The following is a 23,235-nucleotide window of genomic DNA, read 5'->3' on the forward strand; positions in this document are numbered from 1 at the left end:
AAAGCGGATTAGGGGAATACCATGTCGAACGTCAGCACCCGCAAGACCACGATCCGCCGCCTCGCCGTCGGCAGCGCGCTCGTCGGCAGCCTCGCCGGTTTCGCCACCGCCGCCCATGCGCAGAACACGCCGGGCACGCCGACGGTCGTGCAGGGCACGAACATCGATTTCAACCAGACCTTCCCGCTGCCCACGCCGACCACGGAAACGTTGAGCACCGGACAGACGGGCGTGCTCACCCTCGGCGTCGGCACGAACACGCTGACGGTCGATGTGCATGACAACAATCCGGCCTCGATCATCAACTGGCTCTCGTTCAACGTCGCTGCGGGCAAATCGACCAGCTTCCTGTCGACCGGCACGACCGATCCCGTCGCCATCCTGAACCGTGTCACCGGCGTCACCGCGTCGGACATTTCCGGCAAGCTCAACGGTTCGTCGAACATCTCGCTGTTTCTGGTCAACCCGAACGGGATCATGGTCAGCGCGACGGGCGCAGTGAATACGGGTTCTTTCACCGGCAGCACGGTCGCGCTCAGCAACGCGGATTTCCTCGCCGGCACCTATCACTTCGTCAATAAGCTGGTGACGGACGTCAGCGCCGGGATCACGGTCAACGGCAAGATCACCGCGACCAACGCGATCGCCGGCACCGGCACCGGCCTGGTGCTCGTCGCGCCGCAGATCACGACCGGCGCGGCATCCGTCGTGGATGGCGGCAAGCAAAGCGTCGCCTTCGTCACGGCCTATGACGCGACGTACACTTATGGCGGTGTCGGCGGGCCGATGTCGGTCACGATCGCGCGTGGCACCGACGTCACCGCCACATCGCAACTGATCGGCGGCACGGTAAACGGCGACAGCGTCTATTTCGCCGCGGCCTCGCAGGCGAGCGTCACCGACACGCTGCTGCAGATCGATGCCAATGTGACGGCCGCCGCCGGCGCGAACGGCGGGATCCTGATCCTCGCCGGTCAAAAGACCGTCGGCCCGATTGCCGTCACCGCTGTGGCGGCCACGTCGGGCAAGGCCGGTGTCAATATCACGGGCGTGCTCAAGGCGGAAACCGCCGATGCGACGATCTCCGCCGCCGCGACCGGCAACGTCGCCGCGACCGGCACGAGCGCGCTGACCTCTGGTGCGACCGTCGTGGTCGATTCCGGCAAGGTTGCGACGGTGGGTGGCGGCGTGACCGCCGGCACGAACTATGCAGTGACAGGCGGCACCGGCGTGGTGCTGGCAGGCACGCAGAGCGCGGCCGGCACGGTCAATGTCAAGGCGACGACCGGCACGATCAGCAACTCCGGCTTACTGACGTTGACGTCCGATAGCGGCAACGTCGGGCTCGGCAACGACTTGACGCTCGACGGCATTGTCGATCTCGGCAAGGCGAACAGCACGCTCAACGGCGGCACCACACAAGCGTCGAAGGTGATCCTCACCGCCGCCGCCGCGGCGAGCGACATCAAGCTCGGTAATGTCAACGCCGACAGGCTGACCCTTACGACGCCGACCACAGGCGCGGTCATCGCCGGCGATATCGATACGGCCGATATTCTGGTTATCGGCTCCAACAGTACGCTTTCCACCGGCAGCCTGAAATCGGGTGGCTTCATCCAGGCGACCGCGACGAAAGCGGTGTCGGTCGGCGCGGTCGATGCGGTTACCGACGTCACGCTCAAGGGTTCGCAAGTCGATTTCACGACGATTTCGTCAGGCACCTTCACCGATCTCGCGCTGGTCGCCGGCGGCGGCACGGGAATCACCGGCACCAGCATCAATGCTGGCGGCGAAGCGAAGATCGATGCGACCGCCGGCACCGGCGGGGTTTCGATCAGTGGGCTGACCAAGACGGGTATCGGCGGTCTCAAGGTCGTCTCGATCGGCGACATCAAGATGGGCCAGATCGACGTCAACAGCGGCACCACGGTGCTGACGACGCAGACCAACAAGGCAGACATCGTCCTTTCGGGCGCGCTCACCAGCGTGGGCGCGACGACGCTGACATCGACGCGCGACGTCAGCACCGGCGACTTGACCAGCAGCGCGGGCCTGAAGATCGTCGCGGCGGGTGCCGCGACCGGAGGGGTCTTGAAGGGCACGTCGGTCGACGTCGGCGCGGCGTCGATCGGCATCACCAGCGCTGAAGGGACGAGCGGGGATATCAGCCTCGTCGCGAGCAACGGCGACCTGACGGTCGACAAGACTCTCGACGGCCTGAACGTCAAGGCGAGTTCGACCAAGACGGCGTCGTTCGGCGGCGACGTCACTGCCGGTGCCGCCATCACCATCAGCGGCACCGATGCCGTCAAGTTCACCGACGCGGGCACGACCACGGTGTCGGCCGGTGCGACGACGCTGAACGGGCCCGTCACCGGCTCCGGCGCGCTGACGATCAAGGCGACGGGCGCCGATCTCACCGCCGGCAGCGTGACGACCGACGGCGCCCTTACGCTCAATGCGGCCGGCAAGCTCGTCATCGACAGCGCGACCTCGACCAACGGCGCGATCACCGCGACGGGCGGTACCGGCGTGCAGGGCCGCACGGTCGCGGCCGCGTCCTTCTCGGCCGCCAATTCCTCGGTCGATATTTCCGCGACGGCGGGCGACGCGGCGGTGCTCGACGTCACCAGCAAGACCGACGGCACGGTTCAGGCGCTGACGGGCACCGCCGGCGTGTCCGGCACGGTTGGCGTCGGCGGCAACTACAAGGTCGCGGGCAAGAGCGTTACGCTCGCGGGCACGCAGACCGCCACCGGCACTGTCGAAATCACCGCGCTCAGCGGCTCGGTCAGTAACACCGGCACGCTGTCGCTGACATCGGACAACGGCAACGCGACCGGCAACGCGCTGACCGTCTCCGGCAAGGACATCAATCTCTCCAAGACCAGCACGCTGCGCGGCGGCACGACGCGCACCTCTGATGTCGAGTTCTCCACCAGCACCGCCAACGCGATCGCGATCGGCAATGTCAGCGCGGCGACGCTCATCATGCCGGGCACGATGGACGGCGCGATCACGGCGGGCGACGTCAATACCGTCAACAAGCTGACGCTGGCGTCGAAGATCGACGTCACGACCGGAAGCCTGAAATCGACCTCCAGCGACGTTTTCGCGACGTCCGACAGCGCGAAGGTTTCGGTCGGCGCGATCGACGCGGCGGGCGGCGTGGCCCTAAGCGGCAGCGAGGTCGCCTTCACGACGATCGACGCGGGCGCTGCCAAGATCGCGACGGTCGGCGCGGGCGGCGGCACCGGCATCACCGGCACGAGCATCACCGCGACCGACAGCGTGTCGCTGCAGGCACTGGCCGGTTCGGGCGGCATCCTCGTCAGTGGCGCCACCAAGACGACGGCGAACGGCGGTTTTGTCGACGTTCAGGCGATCGACACGGTCAAGATGGGCGCGATCACGACCGGCGGCACCGGCAGCACGACGACGCTGACGACGACCGGCGCCGCGTCCGACCTGATCCTCACGGGCGGTGTATCAGGTACAGGCGACGTCACGCTGACCTCGGGCAGGGATGTGACCGCGACCGCCCAGACGCTGACGAGCAGCGCGGGTGCGCTGAAAATTTCGGCCCCGACCGGTGCGGTCGTCGCGGGCAAGGCAACCGGCTTCACCGCGCTCGACGTGAAGGGCGGCACGATCAACATCGGGACGGTTGGCACAACCGGCGCGGCGGCTCCGATCACGCTCACCACGACGATCGGCGCCCTCAATGCCGGGACGATCACCAACGACGGCTCGATCACGCTGGATGCCAAGACCGATCTGATCGTTACCAGCGCGACCTCGAACAAGTCGTTCGTCAAGGCGACCGGCGGCACCGGCGTGAAGAGCGCAGGCGGCGGCGCGGCCTTCGCGGCGAGCACAAGCGTCGATGTCACCGCTTCGACCGGCAATGCCGCCGTCGCCGGCATCAAGACCACGACGGGCAATGCGACCGTCACCGCATCGGCGGGCGACGTCAGCATCGCGGGCACCGGCCTCACCGTCGGCGGCGATTACAAGGCGAGCGGCAAGAATGTTTCGTTCGCCGGAGCGCAATCGGCGACCGGCGCGCTCGACCTGACCGCGACGAGCGGCCAGATTACCGGCACGGGCACCCTGACCTCCAACAGCGACGATGCCGGTGCCGAGGCGCTGACACTCACCGGCCTGGTGAACCTCAGCAAGACGAGCACGCTCAACGGCGGCAGCGCCAAGTCTTCGGCCGTCGTGATCAGCACTGCCGCCACCAACGCGGTCAGCCTCGGCAACGTCAACGGCGCGTCGCTGACCAACCTGATCCTCAATGGCGCGATCACCACCGGCGACATCAACACGACGCAGACGATCCTGCTGATCTCCGATCTCGCGGTGAACACCGGCGCGCTGACGTCGGGCGACGATGTCGGCATCGGATCGAACGCCAGCACGGTGACGATCGGCGGCGCCGTCAACGCCAACGACCAGTTCGTCTCGGCGGGCAAGGCCATCACCTACACAACCGCGACCGCAGGAAGCGTGAACCTCGCGCTGATCGCAGGCGGCGGAACGGGCATTCAGGGCGGCGACATCACGACGACCAAGGCGGCGGGCGTCGTGCTGAACGCATCCGCTGATCTGGGCGGCGTGACGATCACCGGGCCGATCTCGGTGACAGGCGGCGGGCTCAAGGTCACCTCGCTCGATGCGGTCTCGCTGGGCAAGGTCACGGTCTCCGGCGGTACGACCAACGTGTCGACGAGCGGTGTCGCCAAGGACATTGGGTTCGGCGACGCGTTGTCGGGCAGCGGCAACGTGACCATCAACGCGACCGGCAAGGTGACCGGCACGACGCTGGAAAGCACCGGCGGCATCCTGGACGTCACGGCGGGCGGCGCGCTCAAGGCGACCTCGGCGAAGGGCTTCACCGGCCTGACGCTGAAGGGCGGCACGCTCAACGTTCCCACCGTCAGCACGAAGAGCGGCACGCTGTCGCTTACGACGACGACCGGCGCGCTCAACGCGGGCACCGTCACTAACGACGGCGCGGTCATCCTCGACGCGAAAACCGACCTGCTGGTCGATAGCGCGACCTCGAACCTGTCCACCGTCGATGCCAAGGCGGGCGGGACGATCGGCGGGACTGCCGGTGGCACGACGCGATCGACCTTCTCCGCCGACCAGACGCTGAAGGTCACCGCGACCGGCGCAGCGCTGATCGACAGCGCGACCTCGGGCAAGGCCTCGGTCACGCTGCAGGGCGCGACGATCGGCGTCAACAAGATCACCGCCGTCACCGGCGCGGGCGTGACCGCGACGATCGGCAAGGCGAGCGTGACCGGGCCGGTTTCCGTCACCGGCGGCGGATATTCCGTTACCGGCGCGGCGGGCGTCGATCTGTCGGGCACGCAGTCGGCGAGCGGCGCGGTCGACGTCACGGCGACCACCGGCGCGACCACCGGCACATCGTCGCTGGTGCTGACATCCAACAGCGACGATGCCGGCGCCGAGGCGCTGACCTTCAATGGCGTCGTCAACCTCGACAAGGCGAGCACGCTGAACGGCGGCGCGACGCGTACCTCGAACGTCGTCATCGCGACCGATTCGGGAAGTGCGCTCAACCTCGGCAATGTGAATGCCAACGTATTGAGCGTGCCGGTCGTCTACACGGGCGCGATCACGACCGGGGACGTCAACACCGTCGGCCAGATCAATCTGCAGTCGTTCGTGTCGCTGTCGACGGGCAGCCTGACATCGACGGGCGGCAACGTCCTTGCCGCGTCGACCGGGCCGGTTTCGATCGGCGCGGTCAGCGCCTTCCTGACCTTTCAGGGCACCGGCAAGCAATTCGACTTCACCACCATCAATGCGGCGGGCGCGAGCATCTTCCTGCAGCCCGGCGGCGGCACCGGGATCAACGGTACGAGCATCACCTCGACCGGCCCAGTCAGCCTCACCGCGACGGCGGGCACCGGCGGCGTCACGGTCACCGGCCCGATCTCGACCACAGGCAGCGGGCTCGATGTGACCTCGCTCGATGCGATTTCGCTCGGCAAGGTTACCGTCAGCGGCGGCACGACCAACCTCAAGACGACGGGCGTCGCCAAGAACATCACGCTGAGCGACGTGCTGAGCGGCAGCGGCGACGTTACGGTCACCTCCACGGGCGACTTCACCGCGCCGTCAGTCACCAGCACCGGTGGCGGCATCAAGATTGGTGCGGCCGGGGTAATCTCGGCCGGCGGCGGCACCAAGATCGACCTGACGGCAACGACGGCGGGCAAATCGGTGACGATCACCGGCGCGGCGAGCGCGCTGCTCGGGACCGTGAAGGGCGATGCAATCGACGTCGCCGCGACCAAGATTGCGCTCGGCACCGCGACCGGCGGCACCGGCCTCGTCAAATTCGTGTCGGGCGCGGGCGGCCTGACGGCCGACGGCGACATCGCCGGCCAGAACATCACGCTCGGCGCGACCGGCGGTGCGATCAAGCTCGGCGGCAATGTATCTGGCCTGCCCGGCACCGTGATCGTCAGCGGCGATACCGGCGTCGATTTCACCAACAAGACGATCGAAGGCAAGGACACGACGATCACCTCGTCGCTCGGCCCGGTCACCGGCGATACCGCGACGGGCACGAACAGCCTCTCGGTCAGCGGCGCGACGGTGAACATCACCAATTCTAACTCGAACGGCTCGCTGACGTACAAGACGACGGTCGGCGATCTCGTTCTCAACAAAGTCTCGAACGCGGGCGGCCTGACGCTCGATTCGGCGGCCAACCTCTTCGTCAACGAGGCGAAATCGACCGGCGCGCTGGCGACGTCCAAGCTCGACGTGAAGGCGGTCGGCGATATCCGTGGCCTCCTGCCGGCAACGCGCGCCGTCTTCGCGGGCACCAAGGGCGTGACCGTCACCTCGGGCGGTAGCCAGTTGATCGACAGCGCCACGTCGAGCGCCGGCAACGTCACGCTTTCGGGCAAGTCGATCGACGTGCTCAGCGCCGATGCGAACCAGGCACTCGGCATCACCACGACCGGCGGCCTGCTGAAGCTCGACACCGGCAAGTCCGGCACGACATCGACGCTCGATGCGACGGGTGCGCTGACGATCACGACGGCGCTGCTGTCGACCGGCGATGCCAAGCTGACCTCGACCGGTGCGGCGACGATCGCGGAAGCGACGTCGAGCGGCGGCGCGGTGTCGGTCAAGGCGCTGTCGATCGACGCGACCAAGGTTGGTGCGGCGACGGCGCTCGCCCTCACCACGACAGGCGGGTTGCTGAAGCTCGACAAGGGCAGTTCGGGTACGACGTCGACGCTTGATGCGACGGGCCCGCTGACGATCACGACCTCGCTGCTGGCGACGGGCGATGCCAAGCTGACCTCGTCCGACGTGGCGACGATTGCCGAGGTGACGTCGAGCGCCGGCCTGGTGTCGGTGACGGCGAAGTCGATGGACGTGACCAAGGCGGGTGCGGCGACCACGCTCGGTCTTGCCACGACGAACGGCGATCTTGCGCTCGCGACCGGCACGTCGACGGGCAATGCCACGCTCACCTCGGTCGGCGGCAGCATCGCCGTTACCGGATCGCTCGCCAGCAAGGCGGATGCGAAGCTGACCTCGGCAACCTCGATCACCTCGCCCGATATCTCCGCGGTGGGCGCATTGGTCTCCACCTCGAACGGCGTGACCGACATCACGACCGTCGCGGGCGGTACGATCGACATCACCGGCGGCAGCATCAAGATCGGCGACGCGACGACCAAGGTCGGGCTGCTTAAGCTGACGACGACGGCGGGCGGGATCAAGCTCACCACCGGCACCTCGGCCGGCGACGCGACGCTGACCTCGGTCGGCGGAGGAGTCGACCTCACATCGCTAGGCGGCGTCAATGTCGGCCTGAACGCCGCGACCACGCTGAGCGGGACGACCGTTACCGCGACGGGCTCGCTCGTCAGCCAGTCGGTCGGCTCTACCAACGTCGGCACGATCGGCGCCGGAACGTCGCTCGAATCGAGCGGCGCGGACGTCACGTTCGGCAAGGCCAGCGCGGGCTCCACGCTGAAGGTCACGGCGTCCGGCGCGGGCGGCATCGACATCACCACCGGCAGCGCCGTGGGCGACGCGACGCTGAAGGCGACGACGGGTGCGATCAAGCTCGGCACGCTGACCAGCAGCGGCGGCGGGATCGACCTGGCCGCGGCGACGACCGTCGATGCGACCAAGCTCGATGCGAAAACCCTGCTCAAATCGGTGTCGACCAGCGGCGCGACGACGATCGCCACCGCGCTCGGCGGCGGTGTCGACGTGACGGGCGACAGCGTCGACATCACCGACACGACATCGACGGCGGCACTGAAGCTCGTTTCGACCAAGGGCAACGTCAAGCTCGGCACGGGCAGCGCGGCGGGCACGGCGACCGTTAGTTCCGCGAATGCGCTCGACGTCACCACGTCGCTCATCGCGACCGGCGACGCGACGCTGACCGCCGCCGATGCTGCGACGATCAAGACGCTCACGTCGACCGGCGGCGCGGTGTCGGTCACCGCCAAGTCGATCGACGCGACGACAGTGGCCGCCAACACGGCGCTGACGCTGATCTCGACGGGCGGTCTGCTCCAGCTCGACAGCGGCACGTCCGGCACGGCCGCCAAGCTCGACGCGACGGGTCCGCTCACGATCACGACGAAGCTGATCGCGGGCACCGACGCCACCATCACCTCGACCGGCCTCGCGACGATCAACAAGGTGGAAGGCACGGCGGGCTTCGTCACCGTCAAGGCGGACACGATCAGCGCCGCGTCGCTAAAGGCAGGCACCGCGCTGACCACGACCTCGGCGGCGGCGACCACGATCGGCTCGGCTATTGGTGGTACGGTCTCGGTGACGGGTGGCACCGTCGATGTCACCACGGCGACTGCAGGATCAACGCTGGCAATCACCAGCACCGGCGGCTTGCTGAAACTCACCACCGGCAGCTCGGGCACGACATCCAAGCTCGATGCGACCGGACCGCTGACGATCGTCAACCAGCTCGTGGCCGGCACCGACGCCGCCGCCACGGCGACCGGCCTCGCTACGATCAACAAGCTCGAGGGCACTGCGGGGCTCGTGAGCGTAAAGGCGGACACGATCGCGGCGACTTCGTTGAAGGCCGGCACGGCGCTGACCACGAGTTCGACGGCGGCGACCACGATCGGTTCTGCGGTCGGCGGCACGGTCGACGTCACAGGCGCGAGCGTCGACGTCACAACGGCGGCGGCGGGTTCGACGCTGGCGATAAAGAGCACCGGAGGCCTGCTGAAGCTCGATACCGGCACGTCCGGCACGACGTCGAAGCTCGACGCGGCGGGTCCGCTGACGGTCACGACCAAGCTGATCGCGGGCAGCGACGCCACCGTGACCTCGACGGGGCTGGCGACGATCAATCAGCTCGAGGGCACGACCGGGGTCGTCACGCTCAAAGCGGACACGATCAACGCGACGTCGCTGAAGGCGGGCGGCGCGCTTACCACGACCTCTACCGCCGCGACGACGATCGGTTCGGCGACCGGTGGTACGGTCGATGTGACCGGCGCGAGCGTCGACGTCACAACGGCGAGCGCGGGCACGACGCTGGTGCTCAAGAGCACTGGTGGTGTGCTCAAGCTCGGCACCGGCAACGCGGGGTCTACCGCAAAGCTCGATGCGACTGGGACGCTGACGATCTCGACCAAGCTCGTCGCCGCCACCGATGCCACGCTGACCGCGACCGACGCCGCCAAGATCGGCGAACTGACCGCCACCGCCGGCGCGATCTCGGTCAACGCCAAGTCGATCGATGCGACCACGCTGACGTCCGGGACGACGCTCGGGCTTACCACGACGGCGGGCGATCTGGTCGTTGCGACCGGCACCTCGGGGAAGGATGCGACGCTCAAGGCGGTCGGCGGCGACGTGAAGATCACGACCGCGCTGACGGCGACCGGCTCGCCCTCGACGGTCTCGATCGAAGCGTCGAAGCGTGCGGTGCTGGGCAACCTCAAGGCGGGTACGCTGATCTCGGTCAAGGCGACCGACGTCGACGTCAACGGCACGCAGACCGCGCCGACGGTCCGCTTCCTCAACAACGCAAGCGCCACCAGCGCGACGCATGTCGGCGAGGGCACGACGGCGGGCGGCTTCAGCCTCTCCGAAGCCGAGATCAACAAGGTCACCGCCGATACGCTGGAAGTCGATGCGGGTTCGGGCGCGCTGGAAGTCGGCAAGCTCGCGTTCAACGGCGCGGCCGGCAGCAAGAACGTCAGCCTGTGGACCAAGGGCGCGCTGACCGTGATCGGCACCGTATCGGGCAGCGGCTCGGGCCGTCTCTTCCGCTTCGGCGGATCGTCGGCGGCGGCGACCGACCTCGCCTCCTCGATCGTGATCACGTCGACCAGCAACGGCGGCGGCCGGCTGCTGTTCGGCGCGACCACGGGCGCCTCCAACCCGGCGGGCGCGGCGGACGTCGAGCTGCGCGGCACCACCATCGCGATGGGCCAGACCAAATTCCTGACATCGCTGAACGGCCTGTCGGCGGACGCGGTCGCGGCGCAATTCATCAATCGCGGCAACTCGTCGCTCTACAACGCCGGGCTGGTCGACGCGATCTACGACCAGACCGTGCCGGTCACGCTCAGCGCCAACAAGCTGACGGTGCAATATGGCGGCTACGCGGTGTTCCAGAATACCGGCCTGATCGGCTTCAACACCGGCGCGGTGCTGGGCAGCGCATCGGCCACGCCGGTTTCGGGCGCGCTGACGCTGCAGGGCCCGGGCGCGGCGATCCCCAACAGCTTCGGCCTGTTCGGATCGATCAATCAGATCACCGGCACGGCGACGGCGGTGCTGGGATCGACAGTGATCGTCGCGAGCGGCATCAACGTGCCGAATTCGCGCCTCAACGGTTGCATCATCGGCAGCGGCGCGGGCTGCATCAACACCACCGTGATCCAGCCCTCGTTGAACGTGTTCGACGCCAGCCGGCTCGACATCTTCAAATCGGCGGACAATTTCTCGGTGCCGTTCGATCCCGTGATCGGCGGCAACAACGAGGCGCTGTTCACCGGCGTCGCGGCGATCGATGCGCCGTACCTGCCGCCGGAGGATTGCGACCCCAATAAGCCGGGCGGCTGCACGAAGCCTGAGGAGAACGCCAAGTGAGCCGTCCGATCTCTCCGATCCGTACGATCGTGCTGCTGGGTGCGGCGACCGCGATGGCGCTGCCGCAGGGAGCGGGCGCGCGGCTTTCGGCGAAGCAGGACGTGATCTCGCTCGGCCGCAACGCCAACCAGGAACCGTGCGTCGCGACGCGCGCCTGGAAGGATCCCGCGGCATCGGATCGCTTCGCGGTGTCGTATTTCATTACCTGCCGCAACGTGACCGCCAGCCGTCCGCTTGGCGTGATGCGCATCGTCGATGCCTCGGAAGAGGCGCTGAAGCCGATCGACGCGACGCTCGATTGCGGCGAGGCCGCGCCGATCACGATCGCCGGGATCAAGGGCACTGCGCGGCGTTGCCAGGACAAGCTGCTGACCGCCGAGACGGTGCGGGTCGATCTCGTCGTCGGCAAGTCGCGGCTTGTCGCCGATGCGGCGCTGCCGCTGCTCGGGCCGCTCGAGGAAGGCATCGCGATCATCGCCGGGCGCAAGTCGGGCGGCGGCGATGCCGGCCGCGAGACCAAGAGCACGATCGAGGTGGCGTCGCTGCCCGCAGCACCCGCGGCATCGGCCGAGGCCGCCGCGGCGGCGCGCGCGTTCGATCCGTCCGTCGCGCTCGCGCAGGGCATCAGCCTCAATCACAAGGGCCTGCACGTCGAGGCGTCGCGCGTGCTGAACGACGCGCTCAGCCGCCTGCCGGGCGATGCCGAGCCGGCGACGCGCGCCGAACTCTCACTCGAAGCGGGCCTTGCGGACTCGAACATCTCCTTCGCCGACAGCGCCAAGGATCACTTCGCCGAGGCCGACCAGCTGATGGCGGAAAACGCCAGCGCGCGGACGACCTTCCTGCAGCGCAAGCGTGACGCCTATCATGCGCTCGATCTGTTGAATCGCCGCCAGTTCCGGGAGTCGCTGGCCTCGCTCGACAAGCTCGTCTCCGGGCAGGTGTCGGCCGACCAGCCGCTGATGGACCCGTCGATCATTCGCCGGCTCAACCAGTCGGGCGGCGGCAAGAGCGACGTCGCCACCGCGATCGCGATCCCGGATTCTGCGGAACTGTCGCAGGTCGTGCTCGACGCGCAGGCGAACTGGGCGCGCAGCGTTGCGCTGTTCGCGATCGCCGACGAAGCCGGCGCGGCGCGGGCGGTGGAGCTCGCCGATCGATCCTATCGTCTGCTGCAGAACGAGCGGATCGACCAGGGTCAGGTGCTGTGGCTGGGCGCGCGCATCGAACGCCAGAAGGGTCGCCTCGCCGCGTACAAAAAGAACTGGCCGGAGGCGCTCGCGCATTTCGACGCGGCGCTCGACGATCTGCGGCGCGGCGCGATCGCGTCGGCGGGAACGGGCAACGAGCCGGCCATTGCCGAGGCCTCTCTCGAACGCGCCAGCATCTTCGCGCAAACGGGCGCGGACAAGAATGCGATCCGCGACCAATATGCGACCGCAGTCGATGCGATGATCGCGTCGAATACGTCGGGCACGACCATGCAGAACGGGATGGAGGGCTATCTCGACCTGCTCGTCGCCGAGGCTGCCGACGGTGTCCGGCCCGACACCTACGAGCGCTTCTTCCGTGCGATCCAGTCGTCCGGCGAGCCCGCTGTCGCGCGCCAGCTCAGCCAGCTGCAGAACATCGTCACCGCCGATCCCACGCTCGGTGCCAAGGTGCGCGACCGTGCCGAAGTCGAGCGCGAGGTGACGCGTCTGCGCTATGCCATCGCCGCCGCGACCACCGCGAAGGATGGATCGGCCGATGGGCTGGAAGCGCAGCGTCGCACGGCGGAGGCCAAGCTGCTCGATATCGACGCAAGCCTTGCGACCGACAGCCGCTTCCGCAGCGTCGACGACCGTCCCGCGACCATCGACGAGCTCCGCAAGGCGCTGCGTCCGGGTGAAGCCTATCTCAAGGTCTCCTCGCTAAGCCGCCGCGCATACGGCGTGTTCATCAGCGCCGACCAGACTTACATCTACCGCGTCGCCGCCAATGAAGCCGAGCGCAAGACGATGGACCAGATCGGTGCCGACGTGCGCGCATCGATCGACGGGCAGCTCGATTCGGGCAAGCTGGTGCCGTTCGCGACGGGCAAGGCCTATGTGCTGTTCCTCAAGCTGACCGGCCCGGCGCGCGAAGCGCTGATGAAATCGGCTGCCGTCGTGGTCGATCCGTCGGGGCCGCTCGCCAATCTGCCGCTCGGCACGCTGGTGACGGCGTTCGATCCCAAGGTGAAGCCGGCCGATCCGTTCGACTTCTCGAAGACGGCGTTCCTTGCCGACAAGATCACGATCTCGACCGCGATCTCGCCGCGATCGTTCCTGGTGGCGCGCGCGCTGCCGCCGTCGATCGCGAAGAACCCGTTCCTCGGGCTCGGCGAGCATCAGGCGCCGGCGGCGGGATCGGGCGTGTCGCACATGGTCAGCGTCGGGTTCGGCTGTTCGGTGCCGTATGAGTTGCTCGCGGCACTCTCGCGCGATTTCAAGCCGATCAACAAGCAGGAACTGGTCGTCGCCGCCGATGCGCTCGGCCAGACCAATGCGCCGATGATCATCGACGCCGCGTTCAGCGACACCGCGCTCGAGGCGCGCAGCGACCTGGCGGACTTCCAGGTGCTGCACTTTGCGACGCACGGCCTTGAGGAAGGGCAGTGGGGCTGTTCCAAGTCGCCGCCCGCGCTCGTCACGTCGTTCGGCGATGCGGATTCGGACGGGCTGCTGAGCTTCTCCGAAATTGCGCGCCTGCGGCTCGACGCCAACCTCGTCGTGCTGTCGGCATGCGACACGGCCAGCGGCGTGAAGGACGAATCGCTGGCGCGCGCGTCGGGCCAGGAGGAATCGGGTTCGACGCTGGAAGGCCTCGTTCGTGCCTTCCTGACCGCCAACGCCCGCGCCGTGCTCGCCACCTACTGGCAGGTGTCGGCCGAGCAGGAGTCGCTCGATTTCATCAAGATCTTCTACACCTCGGCACGCACCACCTCGATCGGCACCGCGCTGCAGGCCGCGCAGCGCGACCTGATGCACAAGCCGGCGTATTCGCACCCCTTCTACTGGGCGCCGTATTTCGTGGTCGGCGACAGCACCAAGGCGATGCTCTCCCCGCCGGGCAAGGCGCCCGCGGTGGCGGCGCGCTGAGTCGGTTGCGCTCGAAGATGGCGGAGGCGTAGACTTGGCCCACACCCAACGCTTTTCGGGAGTGATCTGATGCCGCCCGCAGCCCGCGTTACCGACATGCATGTCTGCCCGATGGTGACGGGCGTGGTGCCGCATGTCGGCGGCCCGATCCTGCCGCCATGCGCGCCGACGATCCTCACCGGCTTCCTGCCGCAGGCCGGGCAGTTCGATATGTGTACCTGCGTCGGCCCGCCCGATGCGATCGCGATGGGATCGCCGACGGTGCTCGCCAATTTCAAGATGGCCGCGCGGATGGGCGACCCGACCGTGCATGGTGGCAAGATCATCCTCGGCTTCTTCACGGTGCTGATCGGCGAGAGCGGCAACGGGGGCGCAGGCGGCGGCGGCGGCGCGGGCATGAGCGCGGACGGCATGGCGACGCCGACCAACCCGCAAGCGCAGGCCAAGGCGCTGGTCGCATCGGCCAAGGACGGCAAGCCCTTCAACGAGATCTGCAATTGAGCGACTGGTTTGCGCTGATCGACACGGCCCAGGATTCGCGCCTCTACGGCCTGATCCTGCAATGCCGCGACCGCGAGTGCCTGTTCGCGGGCAATGTCGACCCCGCGCTGGTGGTGGCGTCGCCGCATATCGTGCGCATCGACGAGCAGGAGCCGCTGCTGAATATCTGGCGGCACCACGGCGCCGGCAAGAATTGGGGCATCCTGGTCGAATCGGACCTGCAACTTGCCGATCTGCGCCGCCACTTCCGCAAGTTCATGCAGGTGCGGATGCCCGATGCGTCCACGGTGATGTTCCGCTTCTACGATCCGCGCGTGTTCAAGACCTATCTGACGAGCGCGCCGCCCGAGCAGATCGAGGAATGGTTCGACGGCGTGCGGCAATATGCGATCGAGGTCGAGGGCAAGGACCATGTGTTCCGGCTGCGCGGCGGGCATCTGTTCGACGGCGATACGCCGATAGGGGAATTCGAATGAACGCGACTGCGGCGGCGGTGCCGCCGGTCACGGCCGACAAGGCCGCAGCGACGACCGGGGTGGCGAAGCACGTCCGCGCGGGCGTTGCGCTGATCGCGGGGCTGGCGATCGCATCGGGGGTGATCCTCTACGGGCCGACCGCGATCGAGCCGGTGCTGGTCAAGCTCGACAGTGCGGCGACGCCGGCGATCGTCGAGACGGTGTTCACCGCCGCGATCTACGGCGCGCTGCTGATCGTCGGCGTGATCGGCGGTGCGCTGTGCGGCGTCAACGCGCTGAAGCCGGGGCGGCGGCCGCTGGCGATGCTCGGCCTCGGCCTGTTCGTCGGCCTGTTCGGCGTGACGGTGACGGCGGGCTATGCCGGCATCGTCGGATCGCTGAAGCTCGGCCCGCCACATGCCAATTCGGCGGCGATGCTGGCCTGGGGCGCGGCGCTGATCCTGTTGCAGAGCGCGGCGGAGGAAGTCTATTTCCGCGGCTGGCTGCAGCGCACGTTTGCGAAGGCGTGGGGGCCGCCGGTCGCGATCTTCGTGGCGGCGCTCGCTTTCTCCGTGCTGCACAGTCTGGGCGAGGAGCGCGCGATCATCACCTTCGCCAACCTGTTCCTCGGCGGGCTGCTGTTCGGCATCCTCGCGGCGTACGGGCGCGGCATCCTCGGCGCAGTGGCGGCGCATTTCGCGTGGAACGGCGCGGAGCAGATGATCCTCGGGCTCGACCCGAACCCCGGCGTCGGCACGTTCGGATCGCTTTTCAACTTCGAGCTGTTCGGCCCGAAAAGCTGGGGCGGATCGACCGAAGGCCTCAATGCCAGCATCGCGATGACGCTGACGCTGGTGGCGCTGGTCGTGCCGCTGGTGCTGCTGGTGCGGAACCGGCTGGAGCGCGCCGAGTAGCGCGGCAACGAGGCGGCAACGACGCCCAGAGCGATAGCTCGCTTGACAGATTGACGCCTGAATCGAAACTGTAAGGCGCGATCGTTTCCGATTTTGCACCAATCGAGCGCAGGAAGTCACACGAAGGTGACACCGATCCGCACCCCTTCGACACGTTCGGGAGCGGTAGGCGGGACGGGCGAGTCGACGGTGAGAAAGAGCGATGGCGACGATAGCGCGGGCGGGTGCCTGTAGGACAGCGGAGTCTGCTTTGGATGGAAAGCGGACTTTGGAGCCCGCGCCGGGAACAGGGCTGATGGGGCGGCGACCTGCTGCCTTCGACGGAAAAGCCGCAGCAAATAAATTGTAAGCGCCCTGAAGCGATCTTAAGCTGCGCGAAAAAGAGGGGGAGATGCCGTGAAGCGTTTTCTGGCGATACTATCGTTTGCGCTACTCTGCCTGTTCGACCTTGCTGCTGCGCAAGCAAGTGCGGCAGTCACGCCTCTTTCGGTGTATGGCCAAATGCCGGGCTTCGAACGGGCAGCGATCTCTCCATCCGGCGATCTGGTCGCGATCATCGGAACGATTGGAGATCAGCGCCGTCTGGTGGTGACTGGCAAAAACGCCGAGGCGATCTTTACGCTTCCTCTGGGGCAAGTGAAGATCCGAGACCTGTTCTGGGCCGGCGATGACCGGGTCATCATCTACAAGTCGGATACGGTCGCGCTCGGCCTTGGTTTCACCGCCGACAAGGCGGAACTGTATTCCGCCATCGTCGTGCCGCTTGGACAGGGCCAGAAGATTTGGTCCGTTTTTCAGGGAAAATCCGCCGTGACCGGAGGGGTGCGGGGCTTCTACGGCGTGCGTCAGCGTGGCGGCAAATGGTATGGGTATTTCAGCGCGATCACGCTCGAGGGCGGCGGAAAGACCGAACGATACCTCGTTAGCACCAAACCCGCCCTTTTCGAGGTTGATCTCGATACTGGTTCCTCCCGCATGATCGGGCTGCACGCTGAAGATGACGTCTTTCGTAGCTGGCTGATCAATTCGTCGGGCGGCATCGGTGCGACGCTCGACTTCGTATCGAATAGCGGAAGCTGGACTATCGAGAACGGAGCGGGCCACAAGATTGCGACGGGCAGAAGCAGATTCGGTGGCATCGATCTCGTCGGACTGGGAAGCAAGGGCACGACCCTGATCTACGGAACAACCGACGATGAGAGTGGGGCAAGTCACTGGATCGAAGTGCCGCTCGACGGTGGCGCATCTAGTGAAATATTGGGAAATGTGGAGATCGAGCGTAGCTTCTTCGATCAACATACCGGCCAGTTCCTCGGTTACAGCCCTGCCGGCGACGCTCCCGAATATCATTTCTTCGATCAGCGGCAGCAGAAGATCGCAAACGCTACGCTCAAGGCTTTTCCTGGGTCCGTAGTGACGCTGGCCGACTGGAACGATGGCTTCAACAAGCTGATCGCCGTGACCGACGGTCGCGATGATCCGCAAACTTGGTGGCTCGTTGACATCAAAAGCGGCGATGCTCGACCGATCGGACAATCCTACGTCGTACCGGCTGCCGAGGTCGGGCCGGTCAAGATGATACGGTACAAAGCGAGCGACGGTACGGAGATCGCCGGCGTGCTTACCTTGCCAGCCGGTCGAGAGGCCAAGGGACTGCCCGTGTTGCTTTTCCCGCATGGCGGTCCCGCCGCACATGACACGGTCGGTTTCGACTGGTGGGCGCAGGCGTTCGCCGCGCGCGGCTATGCGGTACTGCAGCCGAATTTCCGGGGTTCCACCGGGTATGGCGCGGCCTTCCGGCACGCCGGCAACGGAGAGTGGGGCCTCAAGATGCAGACCGACATCTCGGACGGCCTGGCGTTTCTGGTGCAGCAAGGCATCGCTGATCCAAAGCGAGCCTGTATCATGGGCGCCAGCTATGGAGGGTATGCTGCACTTGCCGGTGTCACGCTGCAGCAAGGTCTCTATCGCTGTGCCGTCGCGGTTGCGGGGGTCAGCGATGTCGCGAAGATGGTAGCAACTGATCGCGACGAAAGCGGCGGCGACCGTACGTTGATCCGTAGTCTGGCGCAGGAAGTCGGATCGGGCAGGAATCTGGCCGCCATCTCACCCATTCGTTTCGTTGACAGGGTCACGGCGCCGGTCCTGCTTGTCCATGGCAAGGACGATACCGTCGTGCGCTATGATCAGAGCAAGGATATGGCCGCGGCGCTGCGCCGCCAGGGAAAGACGGTCGAGTTCGTTACGTTACGCAGCGAAGATCACTGGCTATCCAGGAGTGAGACCCGGCTGGCGATGTTGCAGGCGGCGGCCGCATTCGTCGAAAAGTACAACCCAGCCGATCCAGTTGCGTCTCCGGCATCGACAGGGGCCGCTTCCGGGCAGAGCAAATAGGATGCTTCGCGTTTTCGAGAATTGTCGCCGGACGGCAACGCATATCGAATTGAGGCTCCCTACTGAAGATCGTCGGCTGACTGTAGGCGAGTGTTAGCAGCGGTGCCGACGGCGAAGCCGTCGGCCGGGTTCGTTGCTGCGCACGACCCGCCGGCCGGGTCGAGCGCTGCGCTTCGCGCACCGCCAAGTAACGGCGTTAATTGGCTGCGCTCGCCCGGGATTTATCGATCCGGTTCCGTTCCTTGACGAACGCCGCCAGCGCCGGGCCTTCCAGCCCCTTCTGCACGCCGCCGCCCGCGCTCATGTCGATCTCGAGCGGATTGACGGGTTCGCCGTTGATGTGGACCTCATAGTGGAGGTGCGGGCCGGTGGTGCGGCCGGTGAGGCCGATCTCGCCGATCTTCTCGCCCTGATGGACGCGCGCGCCGGGGACGATGCCGGGCATGAACAATTTCTGGTGGAGATACAAAGTCATCCAGCCATTGTCGTGCTGGATCTTGGTGAGGTTTCCGTTGGGGCCCTTCATCGCCGCCCAGACGACGACGCCGTCGCCCGAGGCGTAGATCGGCGTGCCGATCGGCGCGGCGAAGTCGGTGCCCTTGTGGAGCTTCATGTAGCCGAGCACCGGATGCACGCGCCAGCCGAAGCCGGATGAGATGCGCGCGGCATCGACGGGGGTGCGCATCAGCGCGCGCTGCGTGCTCTTGCCGTTGCCGTCATACCATTTCGGCTCCTTCTCGCCAGGCGCGAGGAAACGGTAGAGCGCGCGCGACTTGGCGGCGGTCTGCAGCGAGACGTAGAGCAATTTGGGTACGCCGACCGCCTCGCCCGAGGGGTTGTAGGCCTGTTCGAACGCCGCCTCGAAGATGTCGCCGGGCGCGACTTCGCGCTGCATGTCGAAATCGAAGCTGAAGGCGTTGGCGAAATCGCCGATCAGGCTGTCCGTCACGCCGGCGGTGACGGCCGAGGTGTAGAAGCTGGTGCCGTCGAGCTCGCCGCGCACGACCTTGATCTTGGTTTCCAGGTCTGCCGAGATCGCTTTCGATCCGAAATTGCCGTCCGCGCCGCGCGTGAGGGTGACGCCCGAGCCGTCGGCGCGGGTGGCCTCGAAGTTGAGGAGCTGGGCGTTGCCGTCCGGGCCCTGGATGTCGAAGGCGAGTTTGATCTCCCCGGCGGTGTCGCCGAACACGACCGAGGCCTTGCGGATCGATTCGATGTCGCGCGGCATGACGCCCGCGGCCTTGAGCGCATCGACGATCTCCGCCGCGCTGCCGACGACAAGGGTGCGCCTGCTCGGCACGGCGGGGCCGGTGGTGGCGACGGCCTCGGGATCGACCGGGCCGGTGGCGTTGGCGACGGCCGCGTCGGCGGCCTGCACGGTCTTGCTGCCAATGACACCGGGCCGCGCGACGAAGGCCACACCCGCACCGACGGCAAGCAGCACGGCGCAAGAGCCGCTTGCGAGCAGCAGGCGCGTCTTGCGCGTCGCGGCGCCCGGGTCGGCGGGGGGCGGGGGGGCAGCCGAAGGCGGCGGCGGCGGAGCGGGTGCGGGCGGCGGCGGAGGCGCGGGTTCGGCGCTGTTGCCCCAACTGCGCAGGTCGAACGACGGTTCGTCGCCGGACGTATTCTTGGTCGCGGGCGGCGGAGTCTTGTCGGCGGGAGGTTCGGGATCGGACGAAGACAGCCACGTCTTGGGATTGAACGACGTATCGTCGTCGCCGTGCGCGCCCATTCTTAGTCCCGCCCAAACATTGTTTCGCTTTCCCTATCACAATTAGAGTGACGAACGGCAAGCCGCCTTTATAGGCGAATGAAGCTGTGCTTAGCTGCGCTGAAGAGGGGGCGAAGATACATGGCCGGAAAGAATCGAGTCGCCTGGCGGGAGGGGATGTTCCTTCGTCCCCAGCATTTCCAGGCGCAGGATCGATTCATCGACGCGCAGGTCCGGGCGCGCGTCGACAGCATGGGGCCGTGGCCGTGGGGCTTCACCGATCTCGTCGTCAATGAAGACCTCGCCTCGCTCGGCAAGTTCGGCGTGGTGCGCGCCAGCGGCGTGATGCCCGACGGCACGCCGTTCTCGATTCCCGACGACATTCCGCCGCCGCCGCCGCTCGACGTGCCCGCCGATGCGCGCGAGGCGGTGCTGTACCTGACGCTGCCCGCGCAGCAGCTCGGCGCGACCGAATTCCGCGAGGCGGGCGAGCGCACGCTGGAGGCGCGCTTCGTCGTCGACGAGAGCGAGACCGCGGACGCCTTTTCCGACGACCGGACGACCGAACCGATCGAATATGGCCGTCCCAATCTGCAGTTCGGCGTGACGCGCGACCAGACCTATGGCCGCGTGACGCTGGGCGTCGCGCGCGTGCGCGAGGTGCAGAACAAGCGGCTGATGTTCGACGACCGCTTCATTCCGCCGACGCTTTCCTTCGCGGCGGCGCAGCGGCTGCGCGGCGTCATCACCGACATCGCCGGCCGCGCGACGCAGCGCGCCGACGAGCTGGCAGTGCGCGCGGTCGAGGCGACCGATGGTGGTGCCGAGACCTTTGCGAGCTTCCTGCTGCTGCAGGCGCTCAACAAGTGGCTGCCGGTGCTGACGCATATCGAGGCGTTGCCGGTGGTGCATCCCGAGCGGCTGTACGAGACGTTCATCTCGATGGCGGGCGAGCTTGCCACGCTGATCCGGCTCGACCGCAAGGCACCGCCGCTGCCGCTCTACGATCACGAGAACCCGCAGGCGTGTTTCGATCCGGTGATCGACCTGCTGCAGTCGATGCTGGCGGCGGTGTTCGAACGCTCCGCGATCCAGATGCCGCTCGAGAATGCGGGGCCCGGCGCGTACGTGTCGAAGATCACCGATCACAACCTCTACACGACCGGCTATTTCTACCTCGCGGTCAACGCGGCGTCGCCGGTCGAGGAGATCCGCGGGCTGTTCCCGGCGGTCGCCAAGATCGGGTCGATCACCAAGATGCGGCAGATCGTGGACTCGGCGCTGCCCGGCGTGCCGCTGCGGCATACGCCGACGCCGCCGCCGCAGCTTCGCGTGCTGCCCGGCTACGTCTATTTCGAGCTGGATCGCGGCGTGCCCGACTGGCGCGACTTCGCCTCGGCCCCCGCGCTCGGCCTGCACGTCGCGGGCGACTGGCCGCAGCTCAAGATGGAACTCTGGTGCGTGAAGAGGTCGGGTAGATGAGCGGAGACAATAGCGGTGGGGGCAACAAGACGGTCTTCCGGCCGTCTCCGCTGCAGGGCCTGAAGCAGGGCGGGGGCGAGCCGCCGCCCGCGCAGCAGCAGGGCTGGGGCGCTCCGCCGCCTCCGCAGCAGCCCGCCTGGGGCGCGCCGCAGGGCTTCGGCACGCCGCCCGCGCCGCCCGCCTATGCGCCGCCGGTGCAGGAGACGCCGGGCTATGCCGCGCCGCCGCCGATGTCGCGATCGGGCCAGGGGCCGCAGGCGGCGTCGTTCGCGCCGTCGCGCCTCGCCGAGGACGACGTGCCGCTGCCCGCCACGCCGCGCACCGTGCGCAACATCATGCTGACGGAAGCGGGGCCGGTGCTCGCGCTCGCCGCCGGGATCCGCGCCGGCCGCATCCGCGCGCCGATGCCGCAGTTCCACAAGGAAGCGACCGCGCTGATCGCGCAGTTCGACCGTGCCATCCAGCCGCATTACAGCGAGGAGACGCGCCAGCGCGCAAAATACGCCGTGTGCGCGACGATCGACGATATCGCGCAGAACCTGCCGAGCGTCGGCACCGACGGCGCGGAATGGGCGCGCCGGTCCATGGTGGTCCAGTTCTTCCAGGAGAATATCGGCGGCGACCGTTTCTGGCAACTCGTCGACGACATGCTGCGCACGCCGGCCGACAATCTCGACATCATCGAGCTGTATCACGCCTGCCTCGCCTCCGGGTTCGAGGGCCGCTTCCGCGTGATGCCCGACGGCAAGCGCCGCCTGCACGAGATCATGACGCGGCTGCACGGCGCGCTCCAGCACGTCCGCTCGCTGTCGATGATGGAAATGTCGCCGCGCTGGCGCGGGGAGAAGGCACCGGTCGGCAAGCTCGGCTTCTGGAGCATCATCGCGCTCGCCGCCGCCGCTGCGCTCGCGTTCCTGCTGGTCGTCTACATCATCCTGCGGCTGATCCTGATGTCGACGGCCGATGCGCCGTATCAGGCGCTGTCGGGGACGATGCCCGAGGACCGGCTGAGCATGTCGCGCCCCGCCGCCGCGATGCCGCCGAGCGAGGGCGCGCAATCGAGCAAGCTCAAGACCTTCCTCGCCAACGAGATCGCCGCCAAGGAAGTGACCGTGGTCGAGGACGGCCAGACGGTTCGCGTGCGCACCACCGTGGGCCAGCTCTTCGAATCGGGTTCCGACGTGCTGGCGCCGGGCCGCGAGGCGCTGTTCCAGAAGATCGGCGACGCGGTGAAGGACGAGAAGGGCACGGTCTCGATCGAGGGCCATGCCGATACCGACAAGCTGTCCAGCGCATCGCCCTTCCAGGACAATATGGCGCTGTCGCAGGCGCGCGCGGAGACGGTCGGCAAGATCATCCGCACCGCGATCGGCGATCCGGCGCGGGTCGTGACCAAGGGCATGGGGGATACCGTGCCGATCGCACCGAATTCGACCGCGGCGGGCAAATCGCAGAACCGCCGCGTCGAAGTCATCGTGCCGCGCGTCTACTGAGGGGGC

Annotated in this window: 9 protein-coding genes; 8 read left to right on the top strand and 1 reads right to left on the bottom strand. The window is 67.2% G+C overall.

Going from position 1 to position 23,235, the window contains the following annotated elements; translation table 11 throughout:
- The first annotated feature begins 21 nt into the window (after window positions 1–21).
- From Q5H94_RS15845 to Q5H94_RS15870, 6 genes are all read left to right on the top strand, one after another.
- On the top strand, window positions 22–11,157 hold the full coding sequence (locus Q5H94_RS15845) for a beta strand repeat-containing protein (protein WP_304562268.1): 11,136 nt from the start codon (window positions 22–24) through the stop codon (window positions 11,155–11,157).
- Complete coding sequence (locus tag Q5H94_RS15850; protein WP_304562269.1) at window positions 11,154–14,279, top strand: CHAT domain-containing protein; 3,126 nt, start codon at window positions 11,154–11,156, stop codon at window positions 14,277–14,279. Before Q5H94_RS15845 ends, Q5H94_RS15850 begins: the two co-directional genes overlap by 4 nt.
- 69 nt (window positions 14,280–14,348) lie before the next feature.
- Window positions 14,349–14,780: a PAAR domain-containing protein gene (locus Q5H94_RS15855; protein WP_304562270.1), complete on the top strand. Its 432-nt coding sequence runs from the start codon at window positions 14,349–14,351 to the stop codon at window positions 14,778–14,780.
- Window positions 14,777–15,256 carry a DUF4123 domain-containing protein gene (locus tag Q5H94_RS15860; protein ID WP_304562271.1) on the top strand — a complete coding sequence of 160 codons (480 nt, stop codon included), beginning with the start codon at window positions 14,777–14,779 and terminating at the stop codon, window positions 15,254–15,256. Before Q5H94_RS15855 ends, Q5H94_RS15860 begins: the two co-directional genes overlap by 4 nt.
- Window positions 15,253–16,149: a CPBP family intramembrane glutamic endopeptidase gene (locus tag Q5H94_RS15865; RefSeq protein ID WP_304562272.1), complete on the top strand. Its 897-nt coding sequence runs from the start codon at window positions 15,253–15,255 to the stop codon at window positions 16,147–16,149. The genes Q5H94_RS15860 and Q5H94_RS15865 overlap by 4 nt, the downstream gene beginning before the upstream one ends.
- Window positions 16,150–16,545: 396 nt before the next feature.
- A complete protein-coding gene (locus tag Q5H94_RS15870) occupies window positions 16,546–18,543 on the top strand; it encodes an alpha/beta hydrolase family protein (RefSeq protein WP_304562273.1) in 1,998 nt (665 codons plus the stop codon).
- Window positions 18,544–18,739: 196 nt separating this feature from the next.
- Here Q5H94_RS15870 and Q5H94_RS15875 read toward each other — a convergent pair whose 3' ends face one another.
- On the bottom strand, window positions 18,740–20,275 hold the full coding sequence (locus Q5H94_RS15875; RefSeq protein ID WP_304562274.1) for a M23 family metallopeptidase: 1,536 nt from the start codon (window positions 20,273–20,275) through the stop codon (window positions 18,740–18,742).
- Between the two features lie 120 nt (window positions 20,276–20,395).
- Between Q5H94_RS15875 and tssK the strand changes: the two genes are divergently transcribed.
- Window positions 20,396–21,736, top strand: coding sequence for a type VI secretion system baseplate subunit TssK (gene tssK, locus Q5H94_RS15880; RefSeq protein WP_304562275.1), 1,341 nt, complete (start codon window positions 20,396–20,398; stop codon window positions 21,734–21,736).
- Window positions 21,733–23,229, top strand: a complete 1,497-nt coding sequence (gene icmH / locus Q5H94_RS15885) for a type IVB secretion system protein IcmH/DotU (protein ID WP_304562276.1) — start codon at window positions 21,733–21,735, stop codon at window positions 23,227–23,229. The genes tssK and icmH overlap by 4 nt, the downstream gene beginning before the upstream one ends.
- The last annotated feature ends 6 nt before the right edge of the window (window positions 23,230–23,235 follow it).

Source organism: Sphingomonas immobilis, from assembly GCF_030580995.1.
GTDB lineage: Bacteria > Pseudomonadota > Alphaproteobacteria > Sphingomonadales > Sphingomonadaceae > Sphingomonas > Sphingomonas immobilis.

Coding starts and splice junctions, on each gene's coding strand:
- Q5H94_RS15845 (WP_304562268.1), top strand. CDS start 22: ATGTCGAACGTCAGCACCCGCAAGACCACGATCCGCCGCCTCGCCGTC.
- Q5H94_RS15855 (WP_304562270.1), top strand. CDS start 14,349: ATGCCGCCCGCAGCCCGCGTTACCGACATGCATGTCTGCCCGATGGTG.
- Q5H94_RS15865 (WP_304562272.1), top strand. CDS start 15,253: ATGAACGCGACTGCGGCGGCGGTGCCGCCGGTCACGGCCGACAAGGCC.
- Q5H94_RS15875 (WP_304562274.1), bottom strand. CDS start 20,275: ATGGGCGCGCACGGCGACGACGATACGTCGTTCAATCCCAAGACGTGG.
- tssK (WP_304562275.1), top strand. CDS start 20,396: ATGGCCGGAAAGAATCGAGTCGCCTGGCGGGAGGGGATGTTCCTTCGT.
- icmH (WP_304562276.1), top strand. CDS start 21,733: ATGAGCGGAGACAATAGCGGTGGGGGCAACAAGACGGTCTTCCGGCCG.